The sequence below is a fragment of the Haloterrigena alkaliphila genome (assembly GCF_017352155.2).
Taxonomy (GTDB): Archaea; Halobacteriota; Halobacteria; order Halobacteriales; family Natrialbaceae; genus Haloterrigena; species Haloterrigena alkaliphila.
The window spans coordinates 1367599-1388709 of sequence record NZ_CP071462.1; the positions used below are offsets into that span (position 1 = coordinate 1367599).

Genomic DNA, 21111 nt, shown 5'->3' on the forward strand with positions numbered 1-21111 from the left:
CACTTGAAAATCGGGTTCCAGCGGAAATAGTGGTCTGTCCAACCGTTTAGCACCGCGCTCCGGTCGACCGTTCGGCCGATAGTTGGCGGAGAAAGATGGATTTAAGCGACGTGACTGATTGCGCATACGTATGAGCACTCCCACCAAGGTCGTCGTCACCACGATCGCCGTCGCAGCACTACTGGCGCTGCTGATCGTCGCTCAGACCGTCCTCGTCTGATGTTCGAGGCTCGCGACCTCTCGACGCCGGTCGCGGCGATTCGCGACGAGCACGCGCCGGACGTTCAGGTCGTCGACTGCGAGCGCGATTTCGAGACCCTCCCGCCGGCGCAAGCCGAGGATCTCGGACTCCTCGTCGACACCCTCGAGCCGGCGAGCTACCCCGCCGACTGGCTGCCCGCGGACGCCCCCCAGTTGCTCGCCCGGTACGCGAGTTCGGATTTCACCGTCGGGATGCCGGGCGACGGCAGCGTCGTCTGGACGCGCCAGACCGATCCGCCGATCGTGATCGTGAAACCGCGGGTCCAGGGGTCGCCCGAATCGTTTATCGACTTCCTGCTCGCCGAGGCGTTCGTCGAACTCGACCTCGAGGTTTCCGAGCACTTCATCGGCTTCTTCGAGGAGACGTATCCGGAGTTGAACCGCGCGGTCGATCTCGGCCCGAACGGCACCTACCAGGTGGCCGCGGCCCTGTACGACGGCTGGGTCGGCCTGCAGAGCCGCGAAGTCTTCGCGGAGTGGCACGGCGATCACCCCGAACTGGCCGACGCGTGGCAGGACGCCGGGACGCGACTCGAGGACCGCGTCGCCGGACTACCGAGGGCAGTCGCGCGCGGCGAGACCGAGTTCGCCGACGCGACGGAACTGGCGTGTGCGGCGATCAAGCACGCGATCGAGCTCCCGGCGCCGTTCGCGGCGCTGGACACCGACGCGTACCGGGATCACGGTCCCGAGTACGCGATCCGGTGGGCCGAGAAGACGTTCGATTCGCTCGCCGAATAGCGCCCCGAATACGGTCCCCGTGACCGTCTCCACCTCGTTCGCGGTGTCTGCTCACGGGCCGCCGGATTGTCAGTCCGAAGTGGAGTAGTGTGAGGGTCGTTGTTCCTGTGCCTCCTCGGTGTCTGTCCGCTCACTCCTCGGCGTGTTCGCGTTTCAGCGAGAGCGCGGTTCGATCGAACTGGCAGACCAGCGGCTCGTCCGGCTCGTTCACCTTGAAGGCCTCGACGTGCATAGTGACGATTCCGCGCTCGCCGTCGCTGGTCTCACGCTTGTCCGTGACGGTCGACTGCACGCGGATCGTGTCGCCGTGGAACACCGGCGCGGGGTGCTCGACGTTATCGTAGGAGAGGTTGGCGACGATGGTCCCGTCGGTCGTTTCGGGGATCGTGATCCCGACCGCGAGGCTCATGGTGTAGAGCCCGTTAACCAGCCGCTCGCCGAAATCGGTGTCGCCCGCGAACTCCGCGTCGAGGTGTAGCGGCTGCTGGTTCATCGTCATGTCGCAGAAGCGCTGGTTGTCGCTCTCCGTGATCGTGCGCCGTCGTTCGTGTTCGATGGTCTCGCCGACCTCGAACTCCTCGTAGTAGCGTCCTGTCATGGATTGGATTGTGGTGTTCTCAGTGCGCGTTACAGGATCGTCCCGTGTTTCTTGTCCGGCAGGTCCTTCTCAACGGTCTCGTAGAACGCGAAGCGGGCCTCGAGTTCGTCTCGAAGCTCGCTGGGCGGCACGATCTCGTCGATGACGACCTCGCTGGCCATCCGGTGAACGTCGATGTCCTCGCGGTACTCCTTCCGGAGCTCTTGCTCCTTCTCGGCCCGCTCCTCGGGGTCGTCGATCGCGGCCAGCTTGTTCGCGTAGACCGCGTTGATCGCCGCTTCGGGGCCCATAATGGCGATCTCGCCGCTGGGAAGGCCGAGCACGCTCTCGGGGTCGTACGCGGGCCCGGACATCGCGTAGATCCCCGCGCCGTAGGCCTTCCGGACCACGACGGACTGCTTGGGCACCGTCGCCGAGGAGGTCGCGTAGATCATTCGCTTGCCCTGCTCGAGGATCCCCTCCTTCTCGACGCCGGAGCCGGCCATGAAGCCGGGGGTGTCACAGAGGTACAGCAGCGGCACGTCGTAGGCGTCGCAGGTCCAGATGAACTGCGCGGCCTTCTCGGCGGCGTCGGGAAAGATCGCCCCCGCGCGCTGTTTCGGCTGGTTGGCGACGATGCCGACCGGCCGGCCGTCGATGCGGGCAAACGCGGTGATGATCTCCGATCCGTACTCGGGGCGCAACTCGAGCACCGAGTCGGCGTCGACGACGCGCTCGATGACGTCGAACATGTCGTAGCCGCGGTTGGGCGCCTGCGGCACGACGGAGTCGATCCCCGCGGGCGACCGTTTCGGCTCGCGACCCTCCGTCTGTGGCGGGTTCTCGTCGGCGTTGTCGGGCAGGTAGCCGATCAGCTTCGCGACGAGTTCGCGGGCGTGTTCCTCGTCCTCGGCGATGAGGTCCGCGCTGCCGGAGTGGCGGGCGTGGACGTCCGGCCCCCCGAGCTCGTCGAGGTCGATCTGCTCGCCGGTGACCATCTCGACCATCCGCGGGCTGGCGATGGCCATCGCGGACATGTCCCGGACCATGATCGTGAAGTCCGCGAAGACGGGGGTGTACGCGGCCCCCGCGATGCAGGGCCCGTAGAGCACGCAGATCTGGGGGACGCGCCCGGAGAGCATCGAGTGGTTGTAGTAGTACTTCCCGATCCCCTCCCGATTGGCGAAGAACCCCGACTGCTGGTCGATCCGTCCGCCCGAGGAGTCCATCAGGTAGAGGACGGGGCGGCCTGTCTTCAGCGCGCGCTGTTGCATCCGGAGGAACTTCTCGACGCCCTTCTCGGCCATCGACCCCGCCTTGACGGTGAAGTCGTTGGCCATGAAGTGGACGTCCCGGCCCTCGAACTCGGCGGCGCCGGTGATCAGGCCGTCAGCCGGCAGCCGATCTCCCGAGTCCGCCTCGCCGTCCTGGCCGCTGGGGTGCCACGAATCGAAGTTGGCGAACTTCCCGTCCTCGAAGGCCACGCCGTCCTCACCGAACCAGAGGTTCAGTCGATCCCGAACGAACAGTTTCCCCTGCTCCGACAGGCGTTCACGGTACTTCTCGGGGCCGCCCTCGAGGATGTCGTCGATCTCCTCGCGGAGCCGTCGCTCGCGGTCGGTCGGCCCGAGGTCGTCCTCGCCCGCATCGTCAACGTCTCGCGTGCCGCCGTTGCCGGCCGCCGAGGCACTGGCGGCCTCCCCAGCGGCCTCGCTCGAATCCGGCGACGCCGTCGCGAGGAGGTCGTCGCCCCGCTTCGCGTAGAGCTCCACCTCCTCCCCGAAGTGGGACGCTAGCGCCTTCGCGATCGCCTGTGCCTCCTGGTCCGTCGCGGCGGTGTTGACTCTGAGTTCCATTTCGTGCTCCGTTAGACGGCTCCTACGAGGGGGTCGTTCTTATCGGCTGTGGCGAGTGTTGCCCCGCGAGCGACGGCCACAGTCGAGCAGACCATGCGGTCTATTCGGTCCGTGCGGTCCGTATGGCGGATCTCGAGCATCAGTACGATTTCGGGAAGCCGAGCTGTCGGCCGATGTGGTTGTAGGCCATCTGCTGGGTGACCGGGGCGAGTCGCGTGAGGTTGATCTCGCGCCACCAGCGTTCGACGTCGTACTCCGTGGCGTACCCCCAGCCGCCGAAGGCCTGCATCGCGTGTCTCACCGCGTCGATGCCGGCCTCGACGGCCGTCGCCTTCGCCACGTTGGTCTCGTAGCCACAGTCCTCGCCTTGGTCGTAGAGCCACGCGGCCTTCTCGCGCATCAGCGCGGCGGTCTCCATCCTCGCGTAGGCTTCGGTGATGGGGAAGGAGACGGCCTGATGGGTCCCGATCGGCGCGCCGAAGATCTCGCGGTCGTTCGCGTACTCGATCGCGGCGTCGGCCGCGAGTTTGCCGATCCCGGTCGCGGCCGCCGAGAACCCGATCCGCTCGGGGTTGAGCATGTCCACGAGCACCCACCAGCCGTCGTCCTCGTCGCCAAGCAGGTTCGCCGCGGGAACGCGAACGTCCTCGAGGAAGACCTCGCAGGAGTTCGAGTAGTTCATCGCGTGCTTCGGAATCGGCGAGACGTCGATGTTCGGGTCGTCCATGTCGACGACGAAGAGGCTGATGCCGTCGGTACCGCGCTCGACCTCGGAACGCGGGGTCGTCCGCGTCACGAGAATCATGTTGTCGGCCCGATCCGCGAAGGTGATCCACGCCTTCTTGCCGTTGAGGACGTACTCGTCACCGTCCTGCTCCGCTCGAGTCGCCACGTTCAGCGTGTTCGTCCCCGCTTCCGGCTCCGTGATACCGATCGAAAAGTTGCGCTCGCCGGTGGCGATGTCGGGCAGATACCGCTCCTTCTGTTCGTCGGTGCCGTACTCGCGGATGCCGACCGCGGCCATCCCGGCCGTCAGCACGAGGTACCACGTGCCGGCCATCCCGCAGCCCTCGGCGCAGAGGGTCTCCATCGCCAGCCCCATCTCCTCCATCCCCATGTCGGCGCCGTCGTACGCCTCGGGGACCAGCAGACCGTGAAAGCCCGCCTCGCCGAGTTCGTCCCAGAACTCGCTCGAGAACTCGCCGGCCTCCTCCTTTTCGCGCCAGTGCTCGGGTCCGTACCGCTCGGCGATTTCGGTCGCCGTCTGTCGAATTAGCTTCCGTTCCTGCGTGTCTTCGAAGTTCATGGTCTGTGATAGTGTGGTGAAATATCGTCAGTCGTCGCTCGAGTCCTCGAGTTCGAGTCGAACGCCGTCCCTCGAGCGGGCGTCAGGCGGCCTCGGCTTCCTCCTCGACCTCGTCCTGAAGCTCCGTGCGGCGGATCTTCCCGGTGACGGTCTTCGGCAGTTCGTCGCGGAACTCGATCTCGCGGGGGTTGTCCTCCCACGCGAAGCCGTCGCGGACCTGCTCGTAGTCGGGCATATTGTGGTCCGACACCATATCACGGACGCCACCGCTTGCGGCAATAATCGCTACGGATAGTTGCAATGTCAATAGGGCGTATTAAAACTGCCAACGCGGCGTCGAACGCTGTTACCGTCCGATCCCATTGTGCCCAGTCCCGTTAGACGTACTCAGAACGGTGGAGCGCGCTAGTGGTACTGGTGGCGCTCGACGTTGCGTTCAGGTCGTCGCGAATCGGAAGCTTCCGGGTGGACCGTCGACGCCCGACTCGGACTCGAGCGCCGCCGCGTCGACGGTGGCTGCCACTGTGGCACCCGGTCCTACGGTTCCATTCGAAACCGAACGGTCGGTGAGCCGTCGAATCGCGGCCCGGGACCGCGTCGCTCGAAGCCGAGTTTCTCGGCGGCGTCTTCGATAATCTCCGAGCCGGGCGAGACGAGGACTTCGACGGCCATCGATTCGCGCTCGGCGAAGCGGACCGGCTCGCCGAGCAGTCGCTCGCACGCCTCGGCCGTGCCGTCGAGCTGGGTGACGTGGACGGTGTCCTCGCGAGCGTCGAAGCTGATGAAGCCCAGCAAGTCCTCCGGATCGGAGCCGCCGTACTGCGAGTCCGAAACGTCCGCGTTCGGATCGTGACTGCCGTCCTCGGCGACGCGGACGGTTCGATCGTGGACCAGGTTCCGCATCACGTCGGTCGGCGAGTCGGCGATCGACGCCAGTGCGTCCGCGTCGGCCTCGAGAGCGTCCCGTACGTTCATTGTCGTGTGGTAATGCCATGCACAAACATAAATCCCGTCCGCGCTCGCGAGGCAAAGATGTCGGATCTCGAGGGAATCGATCCCCCGACTGTGTCGAGTACGCGTGCGGATCGATCGCTGCCGGGTAGCCACCTTCCCGTCCCGGCGGGCGAGGGATTCGCCTCGAGTCGGCCGTAAAAATACGAACGATGGGACACAGTTATCTGCCCGCTCTGGTAACGGGAGTGCATATGAGCCAAGCTATCGTCACGCGATCCGCGGACGGGGTGGCAGTATGCGCGTAGTCGCCAAGTTCGGCGGGACGAGCCTCGGCAGCGGGGATCGAATCAACCGCGCGGCGGACTCGATCGCCGCCGCCGTCGAGGACGGCCACGAGATCGCGATCGTCGCCAGCGCCATGGGGTCGACCACCGACGACCTGCTCGACGAGATCACCTTCGAGACCGACGAGGCCGACCGCGCCCAGATCGTCAGCATGGGCGAGCGGACCTCCGTTCGGATGCTCAAGGCCGCGCTATCGGCGCGGGACATCGACGCGACCTTCCTCGAACCGGGCGGCGACGACTGGCCGATCGTCACCGACGAGTACGGCGAGGTCAACGTCGAGGAGACCCGCGAGCGCGCCCTCGAGGTCGCCGCCGAACTCGAGGACACGGTACCGGTGATTACGGGCTTCCTCGCCGAGGGCCCCGACGGCTCGATCACGACGCTGGGACGGGGTGGCAGCGACACCACGGCGGTCATGATGGGCAAGTACATGGACGCCGACGAGGTCGTCATCGTCACCGACGTCGAGGGCGTCATGACCGGCGACCCCCACGTCGTCGAGGGCGCCCGGAACGTCGGCGAAATTTCGGTCGACGAACTCCGCAACCTCTCGTTCCGCGGCGCCGAGGTCGTCGCCCCCTCCGCGCTCTCCTACAAGGACGGCAAACTCGACGTTCGGGTCGTCCACTACCAGCACGGCGACCTGCTCTCCGGCGGGACGAGCATCGAGGGCGAGTTCAAGAACCTCGTCGACCTGCGCGAGCGACCGCTGGCCTGCCTCACGGTCGCAGGGCGTGCGATCCGCAATCAGCCCGGCATCTTCAACCACCTCTCCGAAGCGCTCGCCGAGAGCGACGTCAACATCGACGCCGTCGCCAGCGGGATGGACACGGTCACCTTCTACATCGACGAGGAGGAGGCCGAGCGCGCCGAGAACATCCTCCATCGCGAGGTCATCGCCCGCGACGAACTCTCTTCCGTCACCGTCGACTCGCCGGTGGCGGTCGTCCGCGTCACCGGCGGCGAACTCCCCAATCAGCCGGGGATCATCAGCGAGATCGTCAACCCCCTCTCCGAGGCCCGGATCCACCTCAACGACATCATCACCAGCGCGACGAGCGTGGCCCTGTTCGTCGACTGGGACGACCGCGAGAAGACCCTCGAGCTGACCCAGGACCTCTTCTAGACACCGAGCGGCTGGTTTTTTCGATCCCGAATTGCCGCGGCGACCCTCGAGTCGACCACCCCGATCCCGTGACTGATTTTAATGCGTGAATTACCGGATCGGAAGCGCGGTAACGGTGGTCGTAACGAAGGTGAGTTCCGTGGGAGCACATCCCATGAGCACAGATTCGACCCCGACCGAAGTGTTCGAGGACGTCGACCCCGATCCCGACGCGGTCCTCGCCGAGTTCGACGTGGAATCGCCCGAGGACGTCGCCGACGCCGGCGGCGCCCACGACCCGATCCCCGACGGTCACGTTGACGCCGACGACACGACGGCGGCGGAACTGTTCGCGGATCTCGCGGCGCAGGCCCGCGAGACGCAGGAACTCGAGGAACAGGAATCCGACGAGAGCGCCATCGATGCGGTCGACGATTCGTTCGACGACGAGTCCCCGCCGGTTTTCGAGGAGTTCGAGGCGGCGTTCGTCGGCGAGCCCGCGGTCACGGGCCGCGAGGACGACGAGCTCGTCGAGTCGACGGCCGCCGAACTGAACGCCGTCGCCGAGCGGGTGTTCACCTCCGACGGGACGGCCACCGACGACGAGGCTGGCGAGGCGAGCCATGCGGACGAAGCCGACGAGACAGTCGATGGGGACGAGGTCGACGCCGGAACGACCACGGACGGGCTGACGCTCGTGGGACCCGACCCGACGCCGACGCGGGTCGACAACGACGCGTTCAGTCGCGCCGACGCGGACGGCGACTGATCGGATGTCCGGTCACAAGAGCGTTCGATCGCGCCGACGCGGAGCGGGACGATCCAACGTTCGCCCTCGATGAGCCGATCCGTTCCGAACCGGACGGTTCGACCCATCGATGGACACGAACTCCCAACTAGACTGAACACGCTCGGCGGCGTCGTGCGGGTATGGTCGCCTACAAGTCGAAGGTCGTCGAGCGGATCGAGTTACCTTCCAGGGACCGACGCGAGCGAGCGCTCGCCGAGGCCGGCTACAACGTCTTCGACCTCGCCGCCGAGGACGTCTTCGTCGATCTGTTGACCGACAGCGGCACCGGCGCGATGAGCGACGCCCAGTGGGCGGCGGTGATGCGCGGGGACGAGTCCTACGCCGGGTCGCGGAGCTTCGCCGAACTCGAATCGGCCGTCCGGGACGTCATGGGGTTCGAGCGCGTCGTCCCGACCCACCAGGGCCGGGGCGCGGAGAACGTCCTCTACGGCGCCCTCCTCGAGGCGGGCGACGTCGCGATCAACAACACCCACTTCGACACGACGCGGGCCCACGTCGCGAATCAGGGGGCCGAGCCGGTCGACTGCCCCGCCGAGGGCGCACACGACCGCCAGTCCGACGAGCCGTTCAAGGGGAACCTCTCGCTCGAGCGCGCCCGGTCGGTCGTCGACGACGTGGGCGCCGAGCGCGTGCCGCTGGTCATCTCGACGATCACGAACAACTCGACGGCGGGCCAGCCGGTCAGCGTCGAGAACACGCGCCGCGTCCGTGAATTCGCGGACGAGATCGATGCGAGGTTCGTGATCGACGCCTGTCGGTTCGCCGAGAACGCCGGCTTCGTCCGGCGGCGGGAGGACGAGTTCGCCGAGGCCGAGATCGCGGAGATCGCTCGAGAACAGCTTTCCTACGCCGACGCGATCGTGATGAGCGGAAAGAAAGACGGGCTGGCCAACGCGGGCGGCTTCGTCGCGACGGACGACGAGGGGCTCTTCGAGCGGTGCAAGCAGCGCGCGATCCTCTTCGAGGGCTTTCCCACGTACGGCGGGATGTCCGGCCGGGACGTCGCCGCGATGGCCGTCGGTCTCCGGGAGGCCGTCGAGGAGGCCTACGTGACCGACCGCCTCGATAGCGTCGGCGCGTTCGCCGGCCTGCTCGAGGACGCCGGCGTCCCGATCTACACGCCCCCCGGCGGCCACGCGGTCTACCTCGACGCCGGCGCGGCGCTCCCGCACCTCTCGGACGACGAGTTCCCGGGACAGGCGCTGGTCTGCGAACTGTATCGGGAGGGCGGCGTCCGGGGGGTCGAACTCGGGAGCTTCGCCTTCCCCGACACCGACCGGCCGGAACTGGTTCGCCTCGCGGTGCCGCGTCGCACCTACCACGCGGAGCACTTCGAACACGTCGCCGAGACCGCCGCGTCCGTCCTCGAGAACCGAGCGGCGATCGACGGGCTCGAGATCGTCTCCGAACCCGAGACGCCCGAACTCCGGCACTTCACGGCGGATCTCGAGCCGGTATCGCCGTGAGAGTCTTCTTCCGAGTACGGACGCCGCGCGACGAAAACGAGGGTGCCGCGACTTCGAGTCGGCCCAGTTAGCGACTCGGGTCCGGTTAGCGACTCGAGAGCATCCTACGGGCGCGGTCCCGCAGGCTCGAGGACGACTCCGGTTCGGGCTGGCTTCCCATTCGCTGCTTCGCGAAGGACCGGACGCCCTGTTTGGCGGCCGCGGAGGTCGCGAGCTCGGCCGCCCAGTCGGGGACCTGCGACTCGATTTCCTGTTGTTTCTCCGCCTTGAGCTGGCTGTACTTCCGCAACGCGAGGCCGACACCGATGAACATGGCGGCGTCGACCAGTTCCCGGCGGAACCGGTTCCGGTCGTTGCGGACCGCGATCGCCTTGAGCAGCGAGACGGCGCCGATCCCGAGGTAGAGTTTGGAGTTACGCGACGGATCGCCGCTGAGTAACCGTCCGAGTTTCATGCGCCGTCACGTACCACGTTCTGCGTGTTAAACCTCCGCTGGAACACGCCGGCACGGCCCGGAATGACGGCCTCGAGAGACCCCCGAGCGGGGACCGCCACGCGCCGACGTCGCCCGTCGCTCGTCACGATCGATCCGTCGCGACCGCGACGCCGCGATATCGCTGGTCGTCGACCTGTTCGATCGAGAACGACAGCGACTCGTAGAACGGACGGACTCCCTCGTCGAACCGCGCCGTCAGTCGGCGCTCGCGATCGAGCGCGCGGTCGATCAGCGCCCGGCCGATTCCCCGGGCGCGGTGGCGCCGGCGCACGCCGATCGCCGACACGTGGGCGCCGGCCTCGCCGTCGGTCTCGAGGACGACGGTTCCCAGAATTCGCTCGGCGTCGCGGTCGTTGCCGGGCCGGTCGCCCGCGACGAGGACGCTCCCCTCCGCGATTCGGGGTTCGACGTCGCCGGGCTCGAGCATGGCCCCGTCGAGGATGCGCCGCACCTCGAGGGCGTCGGCCGCGGTTGCGGTGCGGACGTAGCCGCCCGTTCCCTCGATACCGGGCGCTTCCTCGGATTCGTTCGTTCCGTCGCCCCCGTCCATCTCGTCAGGTTCGTCGGTCGACCGCGGCCAACAACTCGTCGATGTCGGGTCGGTCCATGTTCGTCCGGCCGCGGTGGGCGGCGACGACCTCGAGGTCGCCCTCGTCGTCGATGTCGAGGACGATCGCGGCGGGCATTCGGCCGAAGAAATCGAAGTGCCGCCCGAGCGGACCGAATCGAACCGGCTGGTCGAAGGTCTCGCCGACCGTCGCCTCGGGGTCGGCACAGAGCGGGTAGGGGAGGTCGTAGCGTTCCTGCCACTCGCTGACGCGCTCGCGTGGTTCGGGGACGACCGAGACGACCTGACAGCCCCGCTCGCGGAACTCGTCGTAGCGGTCGGCGACGGCCCGGACCTGCCGGCGACACTGTCCGGCGTGGTGATCGCGGTGGAGCAACAGGACGAGAGCCTCGTGGGCCGTGTCGGCGTCGTCGGTGGTCGTCGGATCGGCGGGCGCGACCGGCGCCGCGAGTTCGGCGAGCGCGAGCGGATCCGGCCCCGGACCGACGTTCGGGAGACGCTCCTCGAGGTCGTCACCTGACATGACGCCGGCTACACCGCGCCCGGTCAAAACGGTCGGGCTTTCAGTGGCCTCCCCACCCGCTCGAGCGGTCACGCGGCGCCGCCCTTGATCAGCCGTAAGACCGTCACGCGATCGCTCTCGACGGGCTGATCCTCGGGAACCGGCCGCCCGTCGACGAGCACGCTCACCTCGTGGGGGCTGAGATCGATCTCGCGGAGGAGGTCGGCGTACGTCGGGGTCGTCTCGTCGTCTGAAGTCGGAGACGTCTCGTCGTCCGGAGTCGGGGTCGCCGCTTCGCCCGCGGTCGGCCCCGCCGGCGACACCGACTCGAGGTCGTCGAGGTCGATCTCGTGGGTGGCCTCGCCCTTGACGTCCACGGTGACGCGCATGCCCGTCCTTGCGCGAGCGCGGACTTGAGCGCGTCGCTCTCGGCGGCCGACGGCGCGCCGGGCCCGATGCTCTAGCCGTCGACGCGGGGGCGCTCGCGGTAGCGTGCCGGCGTCTCGCGGCCCCCTCTTTCGACTCGAGACGCGATCGCTCCCCGAGGCCGACGGCGGGGTTCGGTCGTTTTATCTGGCGGCCGCCCCTTCCGAGCGGTATGAGCGAGGCCGACGCCGAGGCGGCGGAGCCGACTCCCGGCAAGACCGAGGTCTGGATCGAGAAGTACCGGCCGGAACGGCTCGACGAGATCAAGGGTCACGAGAACATCGTGCCGCGTTTGAAGCGGTACGTCGAGCAGGACGACCTCCCCCACCTTCTGTTCGCTGGCCCAGCGGGAACAGGGAAGTGTGTCACCGGTGAGACGCCGGTACTGACCAACGAGGGCGTCATCCCGATTTCTACTGTCGTCGGCACGGTCGACGGATTTGCTACGCCGGATGACGAGCTCGAGATCTTGACCTACGACAATGATGGATCGTTCGAGTACGTCGCCCCGTCCCACGTCTTCTCGAAAGAAGCAACTGATCTCGTCTCGATCGAAACGCGAGACGGAAACGAGTTCACGGTCACGCCGGAACACAAACTCCTCGTAGCGGACGAAGCGGGACTCGAGTGGCGACAGGCCGGATCGTTGTCCGGCGACGAGCGGATCGTTCGGCCGCTGGAAACGCCGGTCGTTGACGACGGCTCGTCCGCGTCGCTCGGCTGGCCCTCAGCAATGGACGGCGACAGAACGTTCGTCACCGTTTCCGAGTCGTTCGCCGAGCGATACGATATCCCGGCCGAAGAGAACTACGTCGGTCAGAAGAAAACGGTGATCGGCTGTCTTCGACGAGGCTATTCGGTCGACGAGATAGTCGCCGAGTACGATATTACTCGTAAAACTGCCCGAAACTACGCGCGAGACGCCCCGATCGATCTCGAGGTGCCGTCGACGACCTGTTCGCTGGCGTACCTCCGTTCGCTCGATGCCGCGCACTCGGAACTTCGAGCGAACGTCGAATCCGTACAGTACGTTACGCCGTACAACAACCGATCCAGTCCGATCACGCCGCCGTGGGAACTCACGCCGGATCTGGCGCGGTTCGTCGGGCTTGCGATCAGCGAAGCGCGCATCGAGAACGGCCGCATCAAATTCTACAACACCGACGACGCACTATGCGAGTCGTTCGAGCGGATCGCTCGAGAACTGTTAGATGTCGAGACGACTCGTGGCGTACGGAAAGACGTCCCGTACGTCGAACTTCGAACCAAGTCGCTTCACCACTTCCTCGAGTCCTGTTTCGACGTCTTTGGTGACTCGCCGGAGTCGAGTATCGGTTCGACCCTCGTTCACGCTCCGGACGACGTTCGAGCGGCGTTCCTGCAGGCCGTTTTCGATTCGGAAGCGTACGTAGCAGATCAGGGAACGATCGAACTGACGCAGAAGGACGAATCGCTGATCACACTCTGTTCGTATCTGCTCGCCTCCTTCGGAGTCCCGACGCGTCGGAAACGCGTCGAGAAGCGAGCGACGAACGGATCTGGGCCGAAACAGGAGTACCACGCGCTGTACGTCTCCGGCGTGTCGGCGCTCTCGCGCTTCGAGGACGCCGTCGGATTCACCATCGACCACAAGCGCGCTCGGCTCGCAGACGCGACGGCCGGCACCGGGAATCCGAATTACGACACGATACCCGCACAGGCGGCCGTAGATGACCTATGTCGAACGCTCGCACTGAAAAAGGAGCCGCTGGTGACCGAGACGCTGAACCCCGACAATCCCGGCCGCGAGACCTATCTCGAGGACATCGACCGCGTGCTCGAGGCGGCGTCGGACCGTCTCGAGGCCGCACAGCGAGTCAAACAGGAGCTCGAGCAGGTCCGATCAGATATCCGTTCGGTGAGTACTGTTCCGACGGCCTGGGTCGATCAGCGGGACGCACTGGAACCGCTCGAAGCGCGAAAGGAGGTCGAGTCGGCGACCGGCATCCGGACGGATCGGCTGCTCGAATACGCCGACGGACGACGGTCGCCGACTGCGAGCCGTGCAGGTGAATTGCTCGTCACCCTTGAGTCGCGTACCGAAACGCCGGACACCGAATCTATCCAGAAGTCGGTGCAGGAAGCGATCGACGCACTCGGCGTCTCTGACAATCGAATTGCGGAGAAAACGGAGTTGCTCGGAACGGACGTTCGAAACCTCATCGAAAACGACGATCACGACCTCGCATCGCTGCCGCGGTTCGAGACCGTGGCCGATCGAATTCTCGAGGTGGCCGACGAAATGTGCTCGATGGCGGTCGTTGAACAGCTGGTCGCGCTCGACCAACTCTCGCGTGGGACGCTCTACTTCGACCGCGTGACGAACGTCGAGGGAATACAGGACGAACAACGCGTTTACGATCTGACGGTACCCGGAACGCGAAACTACGTCGCAGGGGATGTCCCGACGGTCATGCACAACACGACCGCAGCGAAGGCGATCGCCCGCGAACTCTACGACGACGATTGGAAGGAGAACTTCCTCGAGCTCAACGCCTCCGACCAGCGCGGGATCGACGTCGTGCGCGATCGGATCAAGGACTTCGCGCGCTCCTCGTTCGGCGGCTACAACCACCGCATCATCTTCCTCGACGAGGCCGACGCGCTGACCTCCGACGCCCAGTCCGCCCTGCGCCGGACGATGGAGCAGTTCTCGAACAACACCCGGTTCATCCTCTCGTGTAACTACTCGAGCCAGATCATCGACCCCATCCAATCCCGCTGTGCGGTCTTCCGCTTTACCGAACTCACCGAGGACGCCGTCGAGGCCCAGGTTCGCGAAATCGCGGCGAACGAGGATATCGAGGTCACGGACGACGGCGTCGACGCGCTCGTCTACGCGGCCGACGGCGACATGCGCAAGGCGATCAACGGCCTGCAGGCCGCGGCCGTGATGGGCGAGACCGTCGACGAGGAGACCGTCTTCGCGATCACCGCCACGGCCCGTCCCGAGGAGGTCGAGGAGATGGTCGAACGCGCCATCGACGGCGACTTCACCGCCGCTCGCGCGGCCCTCGAGGACCTCCTGATGGAGCGCGGCCTCGCCGGCGGCGACGTCATCGATCAACTCCACCGCTCGGCGTGGCAGTTCGACATCCCGGAACGGGCGACCGTGCGACTGCTCGAGCGCCTCGGCGAAGCCGACTACCGGATCACCGAAGGCGCGAACGAACGGCTGCAACTCGAGGCGCTGCTGGCGTCGCTGGCGCTCGAGGACGAGGCCTGACAGCGTACAACGCCGTCCAACCGCTGCTCGTTTTCGACTGAAAATTCCCGTTCGCCGAGCGACCGCCGTCCGCGACCGGGGGCGTCAGGAGCCGTCGACGTCGGTGCGCTCGACGCCCCGAACGGCGACGGTGGTGCCCTCCTCCTCGGCGACGCCGACGGTCCAGCCGTGGGCGTCGGCGATGCGTTCGACGGGGCCGAGTCCGAACCCGGTCCCGTCCGCGGCGGTCAGTCGACCGGCGACGGGCGTCGTCTCCGCTCCCGCGCGGCTCACGTCCGCGCCCGGTCGGTGTCCGGTCACGAGGAAGCCGTCGTCGGCCGCGCTGACCGTGACGACGGGGGAGCCGTTCGTGGGCCCGGGTCCGTTCGCGCCGTCTTCGTCGGCGACGCTCTCGACCGCTGCGCGGAGCAGGTGTTCGAACAGTTCGCGCAGCCGCGCCTTGTCGGCCTCGAGGACGAGGTTCTCTCCGGTCACGAGTCGCGCGTCGCCGGTCTCGACGGCGACCCACGCGCGCCGTGCGACGTCGTGGATGGCGACGGGTTCGGTCTCGGCGACCACCTCGTCGCGGCGGGCGATGGCGTCCAGTTGCTCGACGCGCTCGAGCAGTCGCTCCTGTGCCGCCTCGATCTCGGCGAAGTGTTCCGCGTCGCCGGTCGCCTCGGCGAGTTCGAGGTAGCCCCGGGCGACGTTCAGCGGGGTGCGGACGTCCTCGGCGATCAGTTCGGCGATGGTCTCGAGGCGGTCCTCGGCGGCGGCCAGTTCCCGTTCGCGGCGGTTCGCCTCGGTGACGTCGCTGTAGACGACCAGTCCCTCGGGGTTGTCGGCGCCGTCGTCCGTGCCGGCGTCGGCATCGGTTCCGGCGCCGGCGGATTCGGCGTCCGGCGCCGTCCCGTCGGCCGCCTCGAGCGGCACGAGCGTCAGGCAGAACTCGCGGACGCCGTCGACGGTCTCGCGGCGACTGACGAGTTGACGACGCTCGCCGGCGCACAGCGCGTCCGTCAGCGCCGCCCGCCGGTGCTCGAGTCCCGGCGGGACGGTCTCCTCGTCGACGGGACGATCGACGACCGACTCGGGATCGGTGTCGAAGACCGCGGTGAAGGCGTCGTTGACGTCCCGGACGATCGGTCGGCCGTCCTCGATCTCGTAGCGAATCGTCGGCTCCGGCACGTTCGCGAACAGGGTGCGGTCCCGGTCCAGTTCGGCCTCGAGTTCGGCGCGGTCGGCTTCGAGGTCGTCCCGTTCGCTCTCGAGTCGATCCCGCGCCTGCCGCAGTCGGTTGCGGTCGTTTCGCAGTCGCGTCTCGGTCTCGAGGCGCTCGAGGACGGCGGCGCCGAAGCGGCCCCACGCGGCGAGCCGCTCCGCGTCGCGCTCGTCGAACGCCGCCGGTTCCTCGGCGGCGACCAGCAGGACGCCGACGTCGCTCACCGGCGCACAGCAGACGGAGCTGACGCCCTCGAGCGGGGGATCCAGCCGGTCGTCGGTCGCGAGGTCGTCGATTCGTACCGGGTCGCCGGACCGGAGGCACTCGTCGAGGACGCCGTCGCGGGGGTGCGTCTCGAGGGCGTCGGCCGACACGTCCGGCGCGGTCGCTCGCGGCGTGAGGTCGCCGAAGTGGACCGTCGACAGCCAGCAGTAGTCGCGCTCGAGGGCGTCGGACGCGGTCTCGACCAGCAGTTCGAAGAGGTGGTCGCGGTCCGGACTGGCAGCTAGGTCGGGGACCGACTCGAGGAACCGCTCAGCCGACGGGTCCGTCGTCGCCGGGTGGTCACCGGGCATCGCGATGGGGGTGGGGTCGGGGCTCGCCTCGCCGGTTCCGGCGGCCGCAGCGTTCGCATCGCCCTCGGTTTCGTCCGCGTCAGCCTCGTTCGCACCGTGACAGACCCACTCGATTTCGTCGGCGAGGTGGGCGACGGCGTCGTCGGTGTCTCGTCGGACGTAGCCGTCGATTCCGTCGGTCGAGCGCGCGGCCGTCGGCGCGTACGACGACTCGGAAAAGAGCACCAGCGGCGTCTCCCCGCAGGCCTCGACGACCTCGAGCAGGGTCGCGCCCGCCGCGGTCGTCGGGGTCTCGGCGAAGACGACGCAGTCCACTTCGGCCGCCCAGCCGGCCAGTCCGTCGACCGCGTCGGTCGTCAGCGGCTGGACCGACCGCTCGGGACCCGACGGGACGCGCTCGAGGGCGGCGGCGCCCTCGCGGGCCGTCGCGTCCGTTTCGGCGAGGTAGCAGACCGTACGCGGCGGTGATCGCGGCGACGAGGTCATGGAATCGATTCTCGTGTCTAGTCGGGACTGACCTGCTCCCTCACTAAAGGTCCTCCGGCGATATCGAACGGTGAGTCGCGCCGATCGCACCCCGGCGTCGGGGCGCCCCGACTAGCCTCCGCTCGCCGGGGACGGCAGTTATACCGCCTGACAGAAACCGCCGATTCAGCGGGTTGCGCTCGAGCGATCCCCACCGATCGCGGTGCGGAAACCACCGTGAGTGAACGTTGCGGAACTGTTTTAGGCGCTGGCTGGCCAACAGTTGTGTAATGAGCGAACTCGCCGAAGCGTACCGTCTCGAGTACTTCGAGGCGGAAGGATTCGAGCGCAAGGAGTGCCCGGAGTGCGGCGCTCACTTCTGGACCCGCGACCACGACCGGGTGACCTGCGGTGAGCCGCCGTGCGAGGAGTACGGCTTCATCGAGAACGCCGGCTTCGACGACGAGTACAGTCTCGAGGAGATGCGCGAGGCGTTCCTCTCGTACTTCGAGGAGAACGGCCACGAGCGGATCGAGCCCTATCCCGTCGCCGCGAACCGGTGGCGAGACGACGTCCTGCTCACGCAGGCGTCGATCTACGACTTCCAGCCGCTGGTGACGAGCGGCCAGACGCCGCCGCCGGCGAACCCGCTGACGGTCTCCCAGCCCTGCATCCGGATGCAGGACATCGACAACGTCGGCAAGACGGGCCGGCACACGATGGCCTTCGAGATGATGGCCCACCACGCGTTCAACACGCGCGAGGACGTCCCCGAGGACGAGTACGCCTACCACGGCGAGGTCTACTGGAAGGACGAGACCGTCGAACTCTGCGACGGCTTCTTCGAGTCGCTGGGCGTCGACCTCGACGAGGTCATCTACATCGAGGATCCGTGGGTCGGCGGCGGCAACGCCGGCCCCGCCATGGAGGTCATCTTCCGCGGCGTCGAACTCGCCACGCTCGTCTTCATGTCGATGGAACAGGACCCAGACGGCGAGTACGAGATGAAAGACGGGAACCGCTACAGCCCGATGGACACCTACATCGTCGACACCGGCTACGGGCTCGAGCGCTGGACGTGGGTCTCCCAGGGGACGCCGACCGTCTACGAGGCGGTCTACCCCGACATGATCGCCTTCCTCAAGGACAACGCGGGGCTCGAGCACACCGACGACCAGGAGGAACTCGTCCACCGCGCCGCCAAGCTCGCGGGCCACATGGACATCGACGAGGCCGAGGACATGGAGACCGCCCGCGGCGAGATCGCCGCCGAACTCGGCGTCGACGCCGGCGACCTCGAGGAACTGATGGAACCGCTCGAGGACATCTACGCCATCGCCGACCACTGTCGTACCCTCGCGTACATGCTCGGGGACGGCATCGTCCCCTCGAACGTCGGCACGGGCTACCTCGCCCGGATGGTCCTCCGGCGCACGAAGCGCCTCTGCGATACGGTCGGCGTCGACGCGCCGCTGGACGAACTCGTCGACATGCAGGCCGAACGCCTCGCGTACGAGAACCGCGACACCATCCGCGACATCGTCCGCACCGAGGTCGAGAAGTACCGCGAGACCTTAGAGCGCGGGGGTCGCCGGGTCGAGACGCTGGCCGAGGAGTACGCCGAGAAGGGTGAGCCCGTTCCCACCGAGGAACTGATCGAACTCTACGACTCCCACGGCATCCAGCCCGACATGGTCGAGGAGATCGCCGACGAGGCCGGCGCCGAGGTCGCCGTCCCCGACGACTTCTACAGCCTCGTCGCCGAGCGCCACGACACCCCCGAGAGCGTCGAGGCGGCCGACGAGGAGGAGGAAGCGCGCTTCGAGGACCTCCCCGAGACCGAGAAGCTCTACTACGACGACCAGCAGCGCACCCAGTTCGAGGCCGTCGTGCTGGACGTCTTCGAGCGCGAGGAGGGCTACGACGTCGTCCTCGACCAGACGATGTTCTATCCCGAAGGCGGGGGCCAGCCCGCCGACGCCGGGACGCTCTCGACCGACGACGCGACCGTCGAGGTCGAGGACGTCCAGATCGAGAACGGCGTCATCCGCCACCGGACCGACGAGAACCCCGGCAAGGGCGAGTTCGTCAACGGCCAGATCGACGGCTCCCGCCGCCGACAGCTGATGCGCCACCACACGGCGACCCACGTCGTCATCCACGCCGCGCGACAGGTGCTGGGCGAGCACATTCGTCAGGCCGGCGCCCAGAAGGGGGTCGACTCCTCGAGAATCGACGTCAGCCACTACGATCGAATCTCCCGCGAGGACGTGAAGCGAATCGAGCGCGTCGCCAACGAAATCGTGATGGACAACGTCCAGGTCTCCCAGGAGTGGCCCGACCGCCACGAGGCCGAGGCCGAACACGGCTTCGACCTCTACCAGGGGGGCATCCCGCCGGGCGAGCAGATCCGACTGATTCAGGTCGCCGAGGACGTTCAGGCCTGTGGCGGCACCCACGTCGCCCGCACCGGCGAGATCGGCACGATCAAAGTGCTCGCCACCGAGCGCGTCCAGGACGGCGTCGAGCGAATCACCTTCGCCGCCGGCGAGGCCGCCATCGAGGCGACGCAGGTGAAAGAGGACGCGCTCTACGAGGCCGCCGACATCCTCGACGTCTCGCCCGAGGACGTCCCCGAGACCGCCGAGCGGTTCTTCGAGGAGTGGAAGGCTCGAGGCAAGGAGATCGGCGACCTGACGGAACAGCTCGCCGCGGCTCGCGCCGGCGGCGGCGGCAGCGGCGAGGAGGTCGACGTGGGCGACACGACGGCCGTCGTCGACCGGATCGACGCCGACATGGACGAACTCCGCGCGACCGCCAACGCCCTCGTCGAGGAGGGCAAGATCGCCGTGCTGGGCAGCGGCGAGAGCGGCGCCCAGTTCGTCGTCGCGGTGCCGGACGACTCGGGCGTCAACGCCGGCGAGGTCGTCGGCGAACTCGCCTCGAGGGTCGGCGGCGGCGGGGGCGGCCCGCCGGACTTCGCCCAGGGCGGCGGCCCCAACGTCGCGGATCTCGACGCGGCGCTCGAGGACGCCCCAGACGTGTTGCGGCAAGTACAGGACGCCTGACCTCGCCGTCGCGTGAGCCGCCGACGCCGACGGTCGCCTGCTTTTCGCCTCGTTCCGACCGATCGCGTGGAATCGAAACTGTCGCCTTGCTCCACCCGCACAGTCTCCGTATGCCCACCGCAACGAACGGCTCCGTCTCGCTGTACTACGCCCGCGACGGCGACGGCGAGGCGGTCGTTTTCGTCCCCGAGGCCGGCCTCGGCGGCTGGCTGTGGGGCTGGCAACACGCCGCCGTCGCCGGCCCCCACAAGGCCGTCGTCTGGGATCTCCGGGGTACCGGCCGCTCCGACGCGCCGGCCGGCCCCTACGCCCTCGAGACGCTCGTCGCCGACCTCGAGGCGGTCCTCGCCGACTGTGAGATCCGAAACGCCCACCTCGTGGGCTGCGGCCTCGGGGGCACGATCGCGCTCCGCGCCGCTCGAGACACGCGCCGCGTCGAGACGTTGACGCTCTTTGGCACCGCCTCGCGGGGCGACGCGTTCGATCTCGGACCCCTGTCCGCCCCGCCGGACGATCGATCGGCGCTTCGGTCGTCCCTCGAGTCGGGGCTCTCGGCCGACTTCCTCGAGGGTCAGCCGGACGTGGTCGACGGCATCGTCGATTGGCGGGCCGACGGCGACGCCGATCGCGCCGGCTGGGCCGCGCAGACGGCGGCACTCGAGGGGTTCGACGCCGACGACTGGCTGGTCGAGGTGACCCAGCCGACGCTGGTCGTCCACGGCGGCGCCGACGAACTGGTGGCGCCATCGGCGGGACGGGCGCTCGCGGACGGGTTGCCCCGCGGGCAGTTCGTCGAACTCGAGGGCACCGGTCACCTCTGTTTCGTCGAGCGCTCGCGGACGGTCAACGATCGGTTGCTGGGCTTTCTCGAGACCCACAGCGACCAAGACGGGTAATCGAGTGGCGTGATCGACTCGGACTCGAGTTCAGTGTCGGTTTCACGTTCGACTGCTGGCCTCGTCGACGTAACTTGATCCCAGTCAACAGCGATCCGATTTCGTTTCGGTCGGCAGTGATTCTATTTCGTTCCAGTCGCCACCGATCCGATTCCGTTCCAGTCGACTCGCTGAACGTGGCAACGGGGATTTCCACACCCTCCCCAGCCGATTCGCTCGCTCCG

The 21111-nt window shown here is 67.5% G+C and carries 17 protein-coding genes; 7 read left to right on the forward strand and 10 right to left on the reverse strand.

What is annotated here, in order from left to right; genetic code table 11:
• The first annotated feature begins 219 nt into the window (after positions 1 to 219).
• Complete coding sequence (locus J0X25_RS25485; protein ID WP_207290349.1) at positions 220 to 1002, forward strand: DUF7089 family protein; 783 nt, start codon at positions 220 to 222, stop codon at positions 1000 to 1002.
• Between the two features lie 130 nt (positions 1003 to 1132).
• On the opposite strand, the gene J0X25_RS25490 is transcribed toward J0X25_RS25485, so the two are convergent.
• From J0X25_RS25490 to J0X25_RS25510, 5 genes are all read right to left on the reverse strand, one after another.
• The gene (locus tag J0X25_RS25490; RefSeq protein WP_207290350.1) at positions 1133 to 1600 is read right to left on the reverse strand and encodes a MaoC family dehydratase; all 468 of its coding nucleotides are present in this window, start codon (positions 1598 to 1600) and stop codon (positions 1133 to 1135) included.
• 29 nt (positions 1601 to 1629) lie between these two features.
• Entirely contained in the window at positions 1630 to 3435 is a 1806-nt protein-coding gene (locus tag J0X25_RS25495) for an acyl-CoA carboxylase subunit beta (protein WP_207290351.1), read from the reverse strand.
• 139 nt (positions 3436 to 3574) lie between these two features.
• Positions 3575 to 4741 (reverse strand): acyl-CoA dehydrogenase family protein, encoded by a 1167-nt coding sequence (locus J0X25_RS25500; RefSeq protein ID WP_207290352.1) that lies wholly within the window; start codon positions 4739 to 4741, stop codon positions 3575 to 3577.
• Positions 4742 to 4823: 82 nt separating this feature from the next.
• Positions 4824 to 4994 carry a hypothetical protein gene (locus tag J0X25_RS25505; protein ID WP_207290956.1) on the reverse strand — a complete coding sequence of 57 codons (171 nt, stop codon included), beginning with the start codon at positions 4992 to 4994 and terminating at the stop codon, positions 4824 to 4826.
• 284 nt (positions 4995 to 5278) lie between these two features.
• A complete protein-coding gene (locus tag J0X25_RS25510; protein ID WP_207290353.1) occupies positions 5279 to 5716 on the reverse strand; it encodes a hypothetical protein in 438 nt (145 codons plus the stop codon).
• A gap of 274 nt (positions 5717 to 5990) precedes the next feature.
• On the opposite strand from J0X25_RS25510, the gene J0X25_RS25515 reads away from it, so the two are divergent.
• The 3 genes from J0X25_RS25515 (at position 5991) to J0X25_RS25525 (ending at position 9425) form a co-directional block, all read left to right on the forward strand.
• Positions 5991 to 7169 (forward strand): aspartate kinase, encoded by a 1179-nt coding sequence (locus J0X25_RS25515; protein WP_207290354.1) that lies wholly within the window; start codon positions 5991 to 5993, stop codon positions 7167 to 7169.
• Between the two features lie 154 nt (positions 7170 to 7323).
• On the forward strand, positions 7324 to 7917 hold the full coding sequence (locus J0X25_RS25520) for a sugar ABC transporter substrate-binding protein (protein ID WP_207290355.1): 594 nt from the start codon (positions 7324 to 7326) through the stop codon (positions 7915 to 7917).
• A gap of 161 nt (positions 7918 to 8078) precedes the next feature.
• Entirely contained in the window at positions 8079 to 9425 is a 1347-nt protein-coding gene (locus J0X25_RS25525; RefSeq protein WP_207290356.1) for a tryptophanase, read from the forward strand.
• An 85-nt stretch (positions 9426 to 9510) separates the two neighbouring features.
• On the opposite strand, the gene J0X25_RS25530 is transcribed toward J0X25_RS25525, so the two are convergent.
• From J0X25_RS25530 to samp2, 4 genes are all read right to left on the reverse strand, one after another.
• A complete protein-coding gene (locus J0X25_RS25530) occupies positions 9511 to 9879 on the reverse strand; it encodes a hypothetical protein (RefSeq protein WP_207290357.1) in 369 nt (122 codons plus the stop codon).
• Positions 9880 to 10003: 124 nt separating this feature from the next.
• A complete protein-coding gene (locus J0X25_RS25535; protein WP_207290358.1) occupies positions 10004 to 10471 on the reverse strand; it encodes a GNAT family N-acetyltransferase in 468 nt (155 codons plus the stop codon).
• A gap of 4 nt (positions 10472 to 10475) precedes the next feature.
• Positions 10476 to 11012, reverse strand: a complete 537-nt coding sequence (locus J0X25_RS25540) for a peroxiredoxin family protein (RefSeq protein ID WP_207290359.1) — start codon at positions 11010 to 11012, stop codon at positions 10476 to 10478.
• Positions 11013 to 11080: 68 nt separating this feature from the next.
• A complete protein-coding gene (gene samp2, locus J0X25_RS25545; RefSeq protein ID WP_207290360.1) occupies positions 11081 to 11380 on the reverse strand; it encodes a ubiquitin-like small modifier protein SAMP2 in 300 nt (99 codons plus the stop codon).
• A gap of 209 nt (positions 11381 to 11589) precedes the next feature.
• Here samp2 and J0X25_RS25550 point away from each other — a divergent pair, with 209 nt between their 5' ends.
• Positions 11590 to 14682 carry a replication factor C small subunit gene (locus tag J0X25_RS25550; protein WP_207290361.1) on the forward strand — a complete coding sequence of 1031 codons (3093 nt, stop codon included), beginning with the start codon at positions 11590 to 11592 and terminating at the stop codon, positions 14680 to 14682.
• A gap of 84 nt (positions 14683 to 14766) precedes the next feature.
• On the opposite strand, the gene J0X25_RS25555 is transcribed toward J0X25_RS25550, so the two are convergent.
• Positions 14767 to 16944, reverse strand: a complete 2178-nt coding sequence (locus tag J0X25_RS25555; RefSeq protein WP_207290362.1) for a GAF domain-containing protein — start codon at positions 16942 to 16944, stop codon at positions 14767 to 14769.
• A gap of 269 nt (positions 16945 to 17213) precedes the next feature.
• On the opposite strand from J0X25_RS25555, the gene alaS reads away from it, so the two are divergent.
• Complete coding sequence (gene alaS / locus J0X25_RS25560) at positions 17214 to 19991, forward strand: alanine--tRNA ligase (RefSeq protein WP_207290363.1); 2778 nt, start codon at positions 17214 to 17216, stop codon at positions 19989 to 19991.
• Between the two features lie 110 nt (positions 19992 to 20101).
• Positions 20102 to 20887 (forward strand): alpha/beta fold hydrolase, encoded by a 786-nt coding sequence (locus tag J0X25_RS25565; RefSeq protein ID WP_207290364.1) that lies wholly within the window; start codon positions 20102 to 20104, stop codon positions 20885 to 20887.
• Positions 20888 to 21111: the final 224 nt, after the last annotated feature.

Excerpts from the sequence above, each read along its gene's own strand:
- J0X25_RS25485 (WP_207290349.1), top strand. The coding sequence starts at position 220 with ATGTTCGAGGCTCGCGACCTCTCGACGCCGGTCGCGGCGATTCGCGAC.
- J0X25_RS25490 (WP_207290350.1), bottom strand. The coding sequence starts at position 1,600 with ATGACAGGACGCTACTACGAGGAGTTCGAGGTCGGCGAGACCATCGAA.
- J0X25_RS25495 (WP_207290351.1), bottom strand. The coding sequence starts at position 3,435 with ATGGAACTCAGAGTCAACACCGCCGCGACGGACCAGGAGGCACAGGCG.
- J0X25_RS25500 (WP_207290352.1), bottom strand. The coding sequence starts at position 4,741 with ATGAACTTCGAAGACACGCAGGAACGGAAGCTAATTCGACAGACGGCG.
- J0X25_RS25505 (WP_207290956.1), bottom strand. The coding sequence starts at position 4,994 with ATGGTGTCGGACCACAATATGCCCGACTACGAGCAGGTCCGCGACGGC.
- J0X25_RS25510 (WP_207290353.1), bottom strand. The coding sequence starts at position 5,716 with ATGAACGTACGGGACGCTCTCGAGGCCGACGCGGACGCACTGGCGTCG.
- J0X25_RS25515 (WP_207290354.1), top strand. The coding sequence starts at position 5,991 with ATGCGCGTAGTCGCCAAGTTCGGCGGGACGAGCCTCGGCAGCGGGGAT.
- J0X25_RS25520 (WP_207290355.1), top strand. The coding sequence starts at position 7,324 with ATGAGCACAGATTCGACCCCGACCGAAGTGTTCGAGGACGTCGACCCC.
- J0X25_RS25525 (WP_207290356.1), top strand. The coding sequence starts at position 8,079 with ATGGTCGCCTACAAGTCGAAGGTCGTCGAGCGGATCGAGTTACCTTCC.
- J0X25_RS25530 (WP_207290357.1), bottom strand. The coding sequence starts at position 9,879 with ATGAAACTCGGACGGTTACTCAGCGGCGATCCGTCGCGTAACTCCAAA.
- J0X25_RS25535 (WP_207290358.1), bottom strand. The coding sequence starts at position 10,471 with ATGGACGGGGGCGACGGAACGAACGAATCCGAGGAAGCGCCCGGTATC.
- J0X25_RS25540 (WP_207290359.1), bottom strand. The coding sequence starts at position 11,012 with ATGTCAGGTGACGACCTCGAGGAGCGTCTCCCGAACGTCGGTCCGGGG.
- samp2 (WP_207290360.1), bottom strand. The coding sequence starts at position 11,380 with ATGCGCGTCACCGTGGACGTCAAGGGCGAGGCCACCCACGAGATCGAC.
- J0X25_RS25550 (WP_207290361.1), top strand. The coding sequence starts at position 11,590 with ATGAGCGAGGCCGACGCCGAGGCGGCGGAGCCGACTCCCGGCAAGACC.
- J0X25_RS25555 (WP_207290362.1), bottom strand. The coding sequence starts at position 16,944 with ATGACCTCGTCGCCGCGATCACCGCCGCGTACGGTCTGCTACCTCGCC.
- alaS (WP_207290363.1), top strand. The coding sequence starts at position 17,214 with ATGAGCGAACTCGCCGAAGCGTACCGTCTCGAGTACTTCGAGGCGGAA.
- J0X25_RS25565 (WP_207290364.1), top strand. The coding sequence starts at position 20,102 with ATGCCCACCGCAACGAACGGCTCCGTCTCGCTGTACTACGCCCGCGAC.